Origin of the sequence: Streptomyces sp. 2-1 (genome assembly GCF_048564895.1) — a bacterium.
GTDB lineage: Bacteria > Actinomycetota > Actinomycetes > Streptomycetales > Streptomycetaceae > Streptomyces > Streptomyces phaeochromogenes.
Genome location: NZ_CP183383.1, coordinates 3,658,039 through 3,670,716, shown reverse-complemented (window position 1 = coordinate 3,670,716; position 12,678 = coordinate 3,658,039). Strand labels below are relative to the sequence as shown.

The following is a 12,678-nucleotide window of genomic DNA, read 5'->3' as shown; positions in this document are numbered from 1 at the left end:
TGGACGCGCTACGAGTTGAGCTCCGCCAGCGTGCGCAGGGTGAGCCGGTCCGGTGACAGCACCAGCAGGTCCGTCACCGGACCCTTCCTCCACAACTCCAGCCGCTCCGCGATCCGTTCGCGCGGGCCGACGAGCGAGATCTCGTCGGCGAAGGCGTCCGGCACGGCGAGTACGGCCTCCTCGCGACGGCCCGCCAGGAACAGCTCCTGGATCCGGCGAGCCTCCTCCTCGAAGCCCATCCGCGCCATCAGATCGGCGTGGAAGTTGCGCGCCGCGTGCCCCATGCCGCCGATGTAGAAGCCGAGCATCGCCTTGACGGGCAGCAGCCCTTCGGCGACGTCGTCACAGACCTTGGCCCGGGCCATGGGCGCGACGAGGAAGCCCTCGGGAGCCGTGTCGAGAGAGGCCTCGTACACATCGGTCCTGAACGGCGACCAGTACAGCGGCAGCCAGCCGTCCGCGATCCGGGTGGTCTGCGCGATGTTCTTCGGCCCCTCGGCGCCAAGGAGGATGGGCAGTTCGGCACGCAGGGGATGCGTGATCGGCTTGAGCGCCTTGCCGATCCCCGTCCCGTCCTCGCCCCGGTACGGATGAGAGTGGAACCGCCCGTCCAGCTCCACGGGCCCCTCACGCCTGAGGACTTGGCGTACGACGTCGACGTACTCCCGGGTCGCGGTGAGCGGCGACTTGGGGAACGGACGCCCGTACCAGCCCTCGACGACCTGCGGGCCCGACAGGCCGAGGCCGAGCATCACGCGCCCGCCCGAGAGATGGTCGAGGGTGAGCGCGTGCATCGCTGTCGTGGTGGGGGAGCGGGCGGCCATCTGGGCAATCGCCGTGCCCAGCTTGATCCTTGAGGTCTGCGCGGCGATCCAGGTGAGCGGTGTGAAGACGTCGGAGCCCCAGGACTCGGCGGTCCACACGGAGTCGTAACCGAGCCGCTCCGCCTCCTGGGCGAGAGGCACATGGTCCGCCGAGGGGCCGCGTCCCCAGTAACCGAGAGCGAGTCCGAGCCGCATGCACACCACTCCTGACGGTCCGTCAGATGCCGGATACCCCGGCGACTGTACGCCGACGGCCCCCCACCCGGAAGAGCGCCGAAGAGCTCGTGAGGGTGGAGGGCCGTGGTGGAACCCGGCGACCGTGGGTCAGCCGCGCTGGATCCCGGACGTGTCCTGCAGAACACCGCGGCGGCCGTCCTGCGTCTGCGCCACCAGGCTCGGGCCGCGCTGCTCGACGGCCAGGTACCAGGTGCCCGGCGCCAGTTCGGCGATCGGCGTCGGCGAACCGTCCTCCGCGAACAGCGGACGCGGCACCGGAACGGCGAACCAGAACGGCGAGAAGTCCCCGCCGGCCGGCTGCGCCTGCGGGGCCTGAGCCTGCTGCGGCTGGGGCTGCGTACCGAACGGCTGCCCCGGCTGACCGGGCTGCGGCTGACCGCCGTAGGGCTGGCCCGGCTGCGGAGCACCGGCGCCCGGGTAGCCGTAACCACCCTGCGGCTGACCGCCGTACGGCTGCGGGGCGGCCGGCTTGGGGGCGGGGAGGAGGGGGCCCTTGAGGGCCGGCACGAGGGGAGTCGCGACCGCGGCGCCGGCGAGGGCCAGCGTGGCGATCAGGCTGAGGATGAGACCGGTGCCAGCCCCGAAGTTGGTGAGACCGCCGTTGTTGTCGAAGCCACCGGCCGGGTCGAAGATGTTCCCGAGCGCGCTCCAGGCGGCGAACACCGTGAAGGCGATGCCGAACGGGCCGAGTTCGAGACCGGCGACCTTCGGCAACTGCGGCAGGCCGTGGGCGACAACGATCAGCGCGGCGCCGATGAGGCCGGCGAAGGTGACGCTCAGGAGGAGAGGGCCACTTCCCCAAGCGTTGGGAATGTCGGCGCTGTCGCTGGCCCCGTCGATCGAGTAAATGTCGAGGAACGACGCGATCAACAGCAGAACCGCTGCTCCGATCACCACGCCGTCGCCTCGAGTGAGGGAGCGGATATTCACTTCAGGTCCTTCGTCAGTCGTCTCGTCATCGGTGGAGGCGTCGCTGTCACCATGTCGCCGTAAGGCCGCGGTGTGAAGCGCGGGGGTGGCCCCTCATCGTAGAGACGACACTATCGTCAGGCCCACAGGGGTGTCCGCACGTATATGTGCGCTGATCACTACCCGTGCAGGAAACTCACGATTCCCTCAGAGATTCCTTGCGCCGCCTTCTGCCTCCACGCGCTGCTGGTCAGCTGGGCGGCGTCCTTGCCGTCGCGCATGTTGCCGCACTCGATGAAGACCTTGGGAACCGTTGACAGATTGAGACCGCCGAGGTCCTTGCGGACGTCCAGGCCGGTGCCGCCGCCGATGTAGTTGGAGGGGGCGCTGCCGGTGACGCGCAGGAAGCTGCCCGCGACGCGCTCGCCGAGCTCGCGGGACGAGGCCACGATCGGACGGGTGTCGGCCGCGCCGGAGTGCACGGAGCCGGGCAGGATCACGTGGAAGCCGCGGTTGCCGGCGCCCGCGCCGTCCGCGTGGATCGACACCACGGCGTCGGCGTCGGCCTTGTTGCCGATCTCGGCCCGCTCGTCGACGCACGGGCCCCAGGAGCGGTCGCCGTCCTGCGTGAACTTCACGGTGGCGCCCTGCTTCTCCAGGACGGTGCGCATACGGCGGGCGACGTCGAGGGTGAACTTCGCCTCGGTGTAACCGTCGTTGGTCGCCGTACCGGTCGTGTCGCATTCCTTGGAGTTTGTCCCGATGTTCACCTGCTGGTTGATCTCGGACGTGTGCTGGAAGTTGCCGGGGTTGTGGCCGGGGTCGATGACGACGACCTTGCCCTTGAGCGGGCCGGAGCCGGCGGGGGCCGAGGCGGAGGGCGACCCGTTGGGCTTCTCGCCGGCACCTGTCCCGCCGGGGTCGCCGGGTTGCTCCTTGCCGTCGTCCGAGGCGCCCGGCGTGGCGGGCCTGCCCCATGAGGAGGACGTGGACGAGGGCGACGCCTGCGCGTCCCCGCCGGAGTCGCCCACTGTCTGCCACACCAGCCAGCCCACCAGCGCGCCCGGCACGAGCGCGGCGACCGCCACGGTCAGGGGGCCGCGCAGAGGGTGGCGCGGGGGACGGGGAGGTTCGAAGTCAGGACCTACGTACGACACGCCTGCCACCTTACGGGCCGCCCTCAGGGTCCGCAGGTTTCCCTGGGCCATGCCGGTGACGGTGTCGACGATCACGTCTGTGACGGTGTCGGCGACCACGCCGTGCGGGCCGGAGCGCCCCTGATCGGGGTGCTCCGGCCCGCATTCGTCACGTACGGCCGCAGGGCCGGACGCCTACGTGTCGGACGTCTACGTGTCGGAGATGTCGAGCCTGCTCACCTTGATGGCGGACGTGTCGTGCTCCCAGACGACGAAGAACTTGCCGGGCGCGTACTCGTCGGCCATCGGGTACGTGTCCCAGCCGGCGCCCGTACCGGCCGGTGTCGGGTCGTCGGCGGGGCCGTCGGCGAACAGCTTGGCGGCTCCCCACGCCTTGCCGGGGCTCTTGACCTTGTAGTTCAGGACCTTGCGGTAGGCACTGGCATCGAGGGAGGTGTTCGCGATGGTCAGATACCTGCCCGCGCTGTCCGTGGTGAAGAACACCTTGGAGTCGTTGGACGGCACGTTGCTGTCCAGGGCCCAGTCGGTCCAGGACTGGCCGCCGTTGTCGCTGGTGGCCGTCACCGCGGAGACCTTGGACACGGCGTAGTTGCTGCGCGCGACCATGATCAGCTTGTTCGGGTCGTCCTGCGAGACGGTGAGCTGCGGTTCGCCGCCCATGTACTTGTTCGGGTCCGGGATGGCGGGGCGGGCGACCCACTTCTTGAGGTCGGTGGAGTACAGCACCCCGTTCTCCCTGCCCGACGCCCAGTACGGCATGACGTGGTCCCCGTTGGCCAGTTGGAGCGGACGTCCGGCGAAGGCGAGGTTGCCCAGGCCCTCGTCGGCGGTGGTGGCCGGGTCGTCGAGCGGCATGTCGACGGCGTAGTCCTGCCAGGTGTGCCCCTGGTCGGTGCTGCGCTTGACGACGATGTCGTTGATCGGCAGACCGTTGTCGTTGTTCCCGTCGCCGTCGGTCTCGCTGTCGTCCAGGACCGGGGTGCGGCCGAGATACGCGAAGAGCTCGTCGCCCACCTGGTAGAGGGTGACGTAGTGCCAGAGGTACTCACTGGTCTCCTGCGCCAGCACCTTCGGGTGGGACCACTTCGCCCCGCCGTCGGTGGTGTACGAGTACCGGATGTACCCCTCGTCGACCCTGCCGGGCAGGGTGCCCTCCCGCCAGGCCACGACCGCGTTGTCCGCGCTGGTGCTGATGATGTCGGGGACGCGGGGGCCGTCGCCCTCGGTCTCCTGGTTCGTGTGGACCGTCCGGACGTCGGAGACCCCCGCGGCGGACGCGCTGTCGGGGGCGATGAGGAGGGCCGCGAGCAGCGCGGCGGCGAGGGTGAGGAACGTCGTCAGGTAGATCGGCCGAGGTGCTCCCGAGGGCCGCTGTCCCGTTACCAGAGCCACTGCTGGTCCCTCCCCGAGCAGGTCCACTGCATGGCCTCGGTTCCGTTGGTCGTGGTGCTGTTGGGGATGGCCAGGCAGAGGGAGCTGTTGGCGTTCCGCAGCCGGTCGGTCCCGTCGTGGGCCCAGACCTGGTCGGTGTTGTCGCTGCACGGCCACTGGATGGCCTTGGCGCCCCCGTCGGTGCTCGAACTCCCGATGGCGAGGCACTTGCCGGTCGCCTGGTTGCGCACCCGGTAGCCGTTCGTCACGGGTTCGAGCGTCCAGTACTGGCTCGCGCTGGTACTGCAGGTCCACTGGATCAGCACGACCCCGTTGGCCGGATTCGCGCTGGGGACGGCGAGGCACTTTCCGGTGCCCTGGTTGTAGAGCCGGGCGTACACCGGCTCTTCGGCCGCCGCGGCTGCGACCGTCGTCCCGGCCGTCTCGGTGCTCTCCGCCGCCGACGCCGTGCTGGTGAGTGAGGACCCCGTCAGTACGGGCGCGCTCAGCAGTGCGACGGCCGCCGCGGCGACGGCTCGTCTTCGCACCCTGGACGTTCCTGGCACTCTGCTCCGCATCAACTGCTCATCTCTTTCTTCGTCTTCTTTCCGCAGACTCGAAAAGACTCAAAAAGGGAAGGAGGGGCGTCCTCCCCCGTGGGACGCTCCTCCTGAAGGCTGCGCAGCCTTCCCCCGCATCAGAATGTCTGTCACTCCTGGGGCTGTCGTTAGGTATGAGTCCACAGTTCCTGCGCTCTGCCTCTACTCCGTCTGCTCCGGCGGGGAGAGCGCCTGGAGCCGGTACTCCTTGGGCGTGAGCCCGTACATGGTGCGGAAGGCGCGGGTGAAGTCGGAGGCGCGGGGGAGGCCCCAGCGGGCGGCGACGGTGTGGATGGGGACGGCGCGCAGCGCGGGGTTCGCCAGGTCGCGCCGGGCACCCTCCAGTCGCAGACGGCGGATCCAGGCCGCGACCGTCTCGCCCTCGCCGTCCTCGCCCGGCGTCTGTTCCTGGAAGAGCCGGTGCAGATAGCTGACGGAGATGTGGTGTGCGGCGGCGATCAGGGGTGGTGTGAGCCCCGGGTCGCGCAGGTTCTGCCGGATGAACGCCCGTATGCGTGTGGTCATGGCCCGGTGGCGGGTCTCCGGCGGCAGGGCGTTCTCCACGTCGAGCACGTTGGCGAACCAGGCCGACAGCAGGTCGAGCAGCACCGATCCCAGGCGGGGTGCGTCGGACGGCTGGAGGGCGGCGGACTGCCGGTCCAGGCCGATGAGGAACTCCGTCAGCAGCGAGCCGGTCCCCTCTCGCCCCGACAGTCGCCTGCCCAGCAGTTCCCGGACCCGGTCCGGCGACAGGGGCAGCAGCGCCTTGGGGAAGTCCACGGCCACACCCGTGATCAGTTGGCGGCCCTCGCCGTCCGGCGGTTGCACGTCGTACGGCTCGGAGGTGTCGGTCACCCACAGGTCGCGCGGGCCGTACAGGTCGGTCCGCCCGATGTGGTCCAGCCCCAGCCCGCCGCCGAGCATCAGGGACAAGTGGTACATCTCGGGGTCGCACTGACGCACCATCTTCTCGGTGCGCAGGAATCGCGAGGGCAGGAACGACGTCGGCCACACCATCACCGGCCCCAGCTCCAGCAGGCGTTGTTCCGCCCAGAAGTCGCCGGCGTGGTCACTGGTGATGTCGCTCGGTGCGATCGCCCGGTGCACCAGCTCACGCCAGTAGTCGAACCTGTGCTCCGCAGGTACGTCCTCGCTCCGGAACACCGTCCCGATCATCCCGCCCCGTCCCTCCCCGGCCGCCGGGCGCATCGCCGCCCAACTTCGCCCGTGCGGAGGGTACTTCAATCTTCATACGGTGCATTCGGGTGCCTCGGTAAGCCGGCTCGGGCCGGACATCGCGACCACCCCTCGGCCTCAGATCCCCGGGCCCGTCCGCCGCAGCACCCGCAGGGAGTCCGTCGCCGAGACCTCCGTGAACGCGCCCGACGCCAGCGCCCGCAGATACACGCGGTACGGCGCCTGCCCGGTGAACTCGTCCACCGGGTCGGGGAACACGTCGTGGATGAGCAGCAGCCCGCCCTCGGCGACATGGGGCGCCCAGCCCTCGTAGTCACCGGTCGCGTGCTCGTCGGTGTGGCCGCCGTCGATGAAGACGAGGCCGAGAGGGGAGTTCCAGAAGGCGGCGATCTGCGGGGAGCGGCCGACGAGGGCGACCACGTGGTCCTCCAGGCCCGCCCGGTGGAGCGTACGGCGGAAGGTCGGGAGTGTGTCCATGACGCCGAGCTCCGGGTCGACCGTCGCCGGGTCGTGGTACTCCCAGCCCGGCTGCTGCTCCTCGCTGCCGCGGTGGTGGTCGACGGTGACCGCCGTGACACCGGCCTCGCGGGCGGCACCGGCCAGCAGGACGGTGGATCGCCCGCAGTACGTACCCACCTCCAGCAACGGCAGCCCCAGCCGCCCCGCCTCGACGGCGGCCGCGTACAACGCGAGCCCTTCCCCCACGGGCATGAACCCCTTGGCACCCTCAAAGGCAGCGAGAATCTCCGGCTTGGGCACGGCGGGCATGGGGTTCCTCCAGGTCGTACGGGTGTCCGGGCGCCCCATGGTGGCAGGGCGGGGGCGCGCCCCCGCCCTCAGGGGCGCGAGGAACCGCGCACCCGGCCCCCACCGACCCGCACTCTCAATCCGACCCGCACCCTCAATCCGCCCCGGCCAGCGGAGCGCTACGCCGGGACGACGCTCGGCAGCGCGAGATCCATCTCGACCGCCCGCGCGCCACCGGGGTGGTTCGCCCCCGAGGCAAGCGGCCCATGCCCCCCGGCCGTGACGGCCAGCACGTACGCCCCCTTGGTGGGCACGGCGAGCGCATAGCTCCCGTCCTCCACGGAGAGCGTCGCCCCCGCCTGCCGCCCCCGCCGGTCGATCAGCGTGACCTTGGCCCGTGCGACCGGAACACCGTCGGCGGTGAGGACACGGCCACGGAAACCGGCCGGAGCGGTCTGACCGACCTGGCTGGCCGGGACCGGCTCAGGCGAGACCTCGACGTACTCGACGTCCTCGCTGGACGCCACCAGATGCGGCTTCTCCGCGTTGGCAGCCGCCCGCCGCCCCGGCAGGAACGCCGCGAACACCAGGCCCAGCAGCACCGCACCCGTGGCGATCATGAAGGACACCCGGAAGCCGTGCATCGTGGGAACGGCCACACCGCCCACCTGGTTCGCGGTGTTCGCCAGGACCATCCCGATCACGGCACTCGACACGGACGTACCGATCGAGCGCATCAACGTGTTGAGGCCGTTCGCCGCGCCGGTCTCCGACGGGGGCACGGCACCGATGATCAGCGCGGGCAGCGAGGAGTACGCGAGGCCGATGCCCGCGCCCAGGACGACGGCGATGACGATGGTCTGCCAGGCCGCGCTCATCAGGCCGAGGCCGGCGCCGTAGCCGACCGCGATGATCAGCATGCCGATCATCAGGGTGACCTTGGGGCCGTACTTGGCGGAGATACGGGCGTACACCGGAGCCGTGAACATCATCGTCAGGCCGAGCGGCGCCACGCACAGACCCGCGACGACCATGGACTGGCCGAGACCGTAACCGGTCGACGTGGGCAGCTGGAGGAGCTGGGGCAGGACGAGCGAGACGGCGTAGAAGGCGACGCCGACCATGATCGAGGCGAGGTTGGTGAAGAGCACCGCGGGGCGGGCCGTGGTGCGCAGGTCGACCAGCGGCGCCTTCACGCGCAGCTCCATCAGGCCCCACAGGAGGAGGACGACGGCCGCCGCGCCGAACAGGCCGAGCGTGGTGCCGGACGTCCAGCCCCAGTCGCTGCCCTTGGTGATCGGCAGGAGGAAGAGGACGAGACCGGCGGAGAGGCCGAGCGCGCCCCAGACGTCGAAGGTGCCCACGGCCCGCATCGGCGATTCCGGTACGAAGACCAGGGTGAGCAGGATCGAGAGGGCGCCGAGGCCCGCGGAGCCGAAGAAGAGCGCGTGCCAGTCGGCGTGCTGCGCCACCAGGGCGGCGACCGGCAGGGCCAGCCCGCCGCCGACGCCGATCGAGGAGCTCATCAGGGCCATCGCCGAGCCGAGCTTCTCGCGGGGCAGCCCATCGCGCATCAGGCCGATGCCGAGCGGGATGGCGCCCATCGCGAAGCCCTGAAGGGCACGGCCGACGATCATCACGAGCAGTTCACTGGTGAAGCCGGCTATCAGCGAGCCCACGACCATCACGGCCAGGCTCGCGATCAGCATGCGCCGCTTGCCGAACAGGTCGCCGAGGCGCCCCATGATCGGTGTGGCCACGGCGCCCGCGAGCAGGGTCGAGGTCATGACCCAGGTGGCGTTGCTCGGCGAGGTGCCCAGCAGCTCGGGCAGGTCCTTGATGACCGGCACGAGCAGGGTCTGCATCACCGCGACAACGATGCCCGCGAAGGCCAGCACCGGAACGATTCCGCTGCCGCTGGGCCTTCGCGTGCGCGGTTCCGTCGTTGTCCGGGTCATTACGTGCTGCCTCCAGAGGCGAGAGCGGGGTAGGTGCAGGGTGAACCCCGTGCGCCCAGGCAACTATTCCGTTGCTTCGAGCCGCTAACGAATTCTTGACTTTCTCATTACGTGGAGAAGTGGATCGGTCCGTATCTGACCTTCCGTCAGATTGGAACGTGTTCTAGTCTGCGCCGCATGGGGATCGGGATCACGCGGGAACAGCGGGACCTGGCCGAGGCCGTACGCGGCTGGATCGCCCGGACGGTGCCACCAGAGGAAACGCGCAAGCTGCTCGACGCACCCGGCGGCCAGGGCGGACGCCCCGCCCACTGGGACGCGCTCGCCGCGCAGGGATTCCTCGCGGTGCACCTCCCGGAGGAGTGCGGAGGCGGCGGCGGGACGGTGCTCGACCTCGCCGTCGTACTGGAGGAGGCCGCACGGGCGGCGCTCCCCGGGCCGTACGCGGCGAACGCGCTCGCCTCGCTGGTGCTCGCGAGGGCGGGCGCCGCGGCCGAGGAACTGGTGCGGGACATGGCCGGAGGCGAGCGGATCGGGGCGGTCGCCCTCGGGACCGGGACGCTGACCGCCGTGGCCGACGCGGACGAGTACGCGGACGGGTACGGGTGCGGGTACGTCCTCGACGGGGCAGCCCCGCCCGTACTGTCCGGCGGCGACGCGGACCTGCTGATCCTGGCGGCGTCGGTGCCTGGGTCTGTCCCGGCATCGGCGTCGGCGGCAGGGGTGCCGGGCGGGCGCACGCTGTGGCTGGCCGTGGACGCCTCGCAGCTCTCCGTCCGCGTCCATGAGAGCGCAGACCCGACCCGCGCGACCGCGGAGGTCGTGGCCACGGCTGTACGGGTCCCGGCCGACCGCGTCCTCGACGTCGACTCGGCGCTCGTGCGGGACCTCGCCGCCGCCGTGTTCGCCGCCGACGCGTGCGGGACCGCCGCGTGGGCGCTGGAGACCGCGGCCTCGTACGCGAAGGTGCGGGAGCAGTTCGGGCGGCCCATCGGCCAGTTCCAGGGGATCAAGCACCTGTGCGCCGACATGCTGGTCCGCGTCGAACGGGCCGGCGCGCTGGCGTGGGACGCGGCCAGGGCCGTACAAGAACCCGACGACGTACGGGGGTTGGTGACCGCCCTCGCCGCCGGTGTCGCGCTCGACGCGGCCCTCACATGTGCCAAGGACTGCGTCCAGGTGCTGGGCGGCATCGGCTTCACCTGGGAACACGACGCGCATCTCTACCTCCGACGGGCCCTGGTGGCACGGCAGTTGCTCGGTGGCGGGCATCTCCTGCGGGCGGTCGGAGCGGCGGAGAACGGGGCGAGACGCGAGCTCCGTACCGAGCTTCCGGAGGCGGAGGCCGCGCGGCACCGGGTGGCGGCCCGGGCCGTCATCGCACGCGTACGCGGCCTCGAACCGGCAGCTGTTCGAAGGGAGTTGGCGCCCACCGGGTACACGGCACCCCACCTGCCTCCGCCGTACGGACTGGGTGCCGGTCCCGTCCAGCAGCTCGCCGTGCAGGAGGAGCTGGCCGCCGCCGGAGTGCGTGTCGGCGATCTGGGGATCGCCACCTGGGTCGTACCGTCGCTCATCGCCTACGGGACCCCGGAACAGCAGGAGCGGTATCTGCTGCCGACGCTGTGCGGGGACGTGCTGTGGTGCCAGCTCTTCTCGGAGCCGGGTGCCGGGTCCGACCTCGCCTCGCTCCGTACGCGGGCCGAGCGGACCGCGGACGGGCGCTGGCGCGTCAACGGGCAGAAGGTGTGGACGAGTTCGGCCCAGTGGGCGGACTACGGGATCCTCCTCGCCCGGACGAACCCGGACGCGCCCAAGCACAAGGGGCTCACGTACTTCGTCGTCGACATGAAGGAGACGGACGGCATCGAGATCCGTCCGTTGAAGGAGATCACCGGCGAATCGCTCTTCAACGAGGTCTACTTCGACGACGTCGTGCTGCCCGCCGACGCCGTGGTCGGTTCGGTCGACGACGGCTGGCGGGTCGCACGCAACACCCTCGGTAACGAACGCGTCCACATGGCCGACCAGTTGACCTTCGGCACCGGTCTCGAAGCGATCGTCGCCCGCTCCGCCGGCCTCGACGACACCGTGCGGGAACGCGTCGGCACGCTGATCGCGGAGGCCCACGCACTGGGCTGCATCGGGCTCCGCACGACCATGCGGCAGGTCTCGGGCGTGGACCCGGGCGCCGGTGCCTCCGTACGCAAGCTCGTCCAGACCGCGCACCAGCAGAAGGTCGCCGAGCTGGCACTCGAACTCCTCGGCCCGGCCGGTGCGTTGCGCGAGGGCGCCGGGGAGCGGGCCGTGCACGGATTCCTGCTCAGCCGGTGTCTGACCATCGCCGGCGGGACGACGCAGGTGCAGCTGAACGTGGTCGCGGAGCGCATCCTCGGCCTGCCGAGGGACCAGCGAGCGGAAGAGCGAGCGGAAGACCGGGGAGAGTCATGAAGGCATACGTCGTCGGTGTGGGCATGACCAAGTTCGAGAAGCCGGAGACCCGGGACTGGCAGTACTGGGACATGGTCCGGGAGGCGGGCACCAACGCCCTTGCGGACGCCGGGATTTCGTACGACGCCGTGGAGCAGGTGCCCGTCGGCTACTGCTTCCAGGCCTCCACGGCCGGACAGCGGGCCGCCTACGAACTCGGCCTGAGCGGTGTGCCCGTCTACAACGTGAACAACAACTGCGCGACCGGCTCGACCGCGCTGATGCTCGCCCGGCAGTTCGTGGAGGGCGGCGCGAGCGACTGCGTACTGGCGGTGGGGTTCGAGAAGATGGCGCGGGGCGCGCTGGGGGGCGGGGCCGATGGTGGTGACTTCAAGACGTCACCCGTCGCCCGGCACTATGGGGTGATGGCCGCCCGCCACGGCTTCGAGATGACTCCGCCCACCGCGCAGATCTTCGGGAACGCGGCGCGCGAGCACATGGAGAAGTACGGCACGACGGAGGCGCAGCTCGCCGCCGTGGGAGCCAAGAACCACCGGCACTCGGCGAACAACCCCTACGCCCAGTTCCAGGACGTCTACTCGGTCGACGAGATCCTCGCCGCGCGTACCGTGCACGCGCCGCTGACCAAACTCCAGTGCTCGCCCACCTCGGACGGGGCCGCCGCGGCCGTCGTCGTGTCGGAGCGGTTCGTGGAGCGGCACGGGCTGGGGGAGCGGGCCGTGGAGATCGTCGCGCAGGCGATGACCACGGACACGGAGGAGTCGTTCGCGTCCGGGTCGTGCATCGACGTCGTCGGGCAGCCGATGTCCCGGGCCGCCGCCCGGCAGGTGTACGAGCGGGCCGGGCTCGGCATCGAGGACGTCGACGTCGTGGAACTCCACGACTGCTTCTCCGTCAACGAACTGCTGACGTACGAGGCGCTCGGCATGTGCGAGGAGGGGGAGTCCGGGAAGCTGGTGGAGTCGGGCGCGACGACGTACGGCGGACGCTGGGTGGTGAACCCCTCGGGCGGCCTCATCTCCAAGGGGCACCCCCTGGGAGCCACCGGGATCGCCCAAGTCGCCGAACTGGTCTGGCAGTTGAGGGGCGAGGCGGCGGCCCGGCAGGTGACGGACGCGCGGGTGGGCCTCGCGCACAACATCGGGCTCGGGGGCGCGGCGGTGGTGACCCTGCTGAGGCGGGGCTAGCGGGCGAGAGGGTGCTGCCCGGGACCTAGGTCCTGCGGCGG

At 70.7% G+C, this 12,678-nt stretch carries 10 protein-coding genes; 2 read left to right on the top strand and 8 right to left on the bottom strand.

Annotated features, from left to right (window positions below; translation table 11 throughout):
• Positions 1-8: 8 nt before the first annotated feature.
• The 8 genes from ACN20J_RS16215 to ACN20J_RS16180 all read right to left on the bottom strand — a co-directional run bounded on the left by ACN20J_RS16215 (position 9) and on the right by ACN20J_RS16180 (position 8,999).
• Positions 9-1,019 (bottom strand): LLM class F420-dependent oxidoreductase, encoded by a 1,011-nt coding sequence (locus tag ACN20J_RS16215; protein ID WP_419666171.1) that lies wholly within the window; start codon positions 1,017-1,019, stop codon positions 9-11.
• Positions 1,020-1,148: 129 nt separating this feature from the next.
• Entirely contained in the window at positions 1,149-1,991 is an 843-nt protein-coding gene (locus ACN20J_RS16210) for a hypothetical protein (protein WP_190228093.1), read from the bottom strand.
• A gap of 158 nt (positions 1,992-2,149) precedes the next feature.
• Positions 2,150-3,127: an N-acetylmuramoyl-L-alanine amidase gene (locus ACN20J_RS16205; protein ID WP_190228284.1), complete on the bottom strand. Its 978-nt coding sequence runs from the start codon at positions 3,125-3,127 to the stop codon at positions 2,150-2,152.
• Between the two features lie 189 nt (positions 3,128-3,316).
• Positions 3,317-4,519 (bottom strand): sialidase family protein, encoded by a 1,203-nt coding sequence (locus tag ACN20J_RS16200; RefSeq protein ID WP_189838134.1) that lies wholly within the window; start codon positions 4,517-4,519, stop codon positions 3,317-3,319.
• A complete protein-coding gene (locus ACN20J_RS16195; protein ID WP_246575017.1) occupies positions 4,507-5,046 on the bottom strand; it encodes an RICIN domain-containing protein in 540 nt (179 codons plus the stop codon). Before ACN20J_RS16195 ends, ACN20J_RS16200 begins: the two co-directional genes overlap by 13 nt.
• A 213-nt stretch (positions 5,047-5,259) precedes the next feature.
• The gene (locus tag ACN20J_RS16190; RefSeq protein WP_419666170.1) at positions 5,260-6,273 is read right to left on the bottom strand and encodes a helix-turn-helix domain-containing protein; all 1,014 of its coding nucleotides are present in this window, start codon (positions 6,271-6,273) and stop codon (positions 5,260-5,262) included.
• Positions 6,274-6,411: 138 nt separating this feature from the next.
• Positions 6,412-7,062 (bottom strand): class I SAM-dependent methyltransferase, encoded by a 651-nt coding sequence (locus ACN20J_RS16185; protein ID WP_419666169.1) that lies wholly within the window; start codon positions 7,060-7,062, stop codon positions 6,412-6,414.
• Between the two features lie 158 nt (positions 7,063-7,220).
• Entirely contained in the window at positions 7,221-8,999 is a 1,779-nt protein-coding gene (locus tag ACN20J_RS16180; protein ID WP_419666168.1) for an MFS transporter, read from the bottom strand.
• 177 nt (positions 9,000-9,176) lie between these two features.
• On the opposite strand from ACN20J_RS16180, the gene ACN20J_RS16175 reads away from it, so the two are divergent.
• Together ACN20J_RS16175 and ACN20J_RS16170 are read left to right on the top strand one after the other, a co-directional pair.
• A complete protein-coding gene (locus ACN20J_RS16175) occupies positions 9,177-11,450 on the top strand; it encodes an acyl-CoA dehydrogenase (RefSeq protein ID WP_419666167.1) in 2,274 nt (757 codons plus the stop codon).
• Entirely contained in the window at positions 11,447-12,637 is a 1,191-nt protein-coding gene (locus ACN20J_RS16170; RefSeq protein ID WP_419666166.1) for a lipid-transfer protein, read from the top strand. Before ACN20J_RS16175 ends, ACN20J_RS16170 begins: the two co-directional genes overlap by 4 nt.
• The last annotated feature ends 41 nt before the right edge of the window (positions 12,638-12,678 follow it).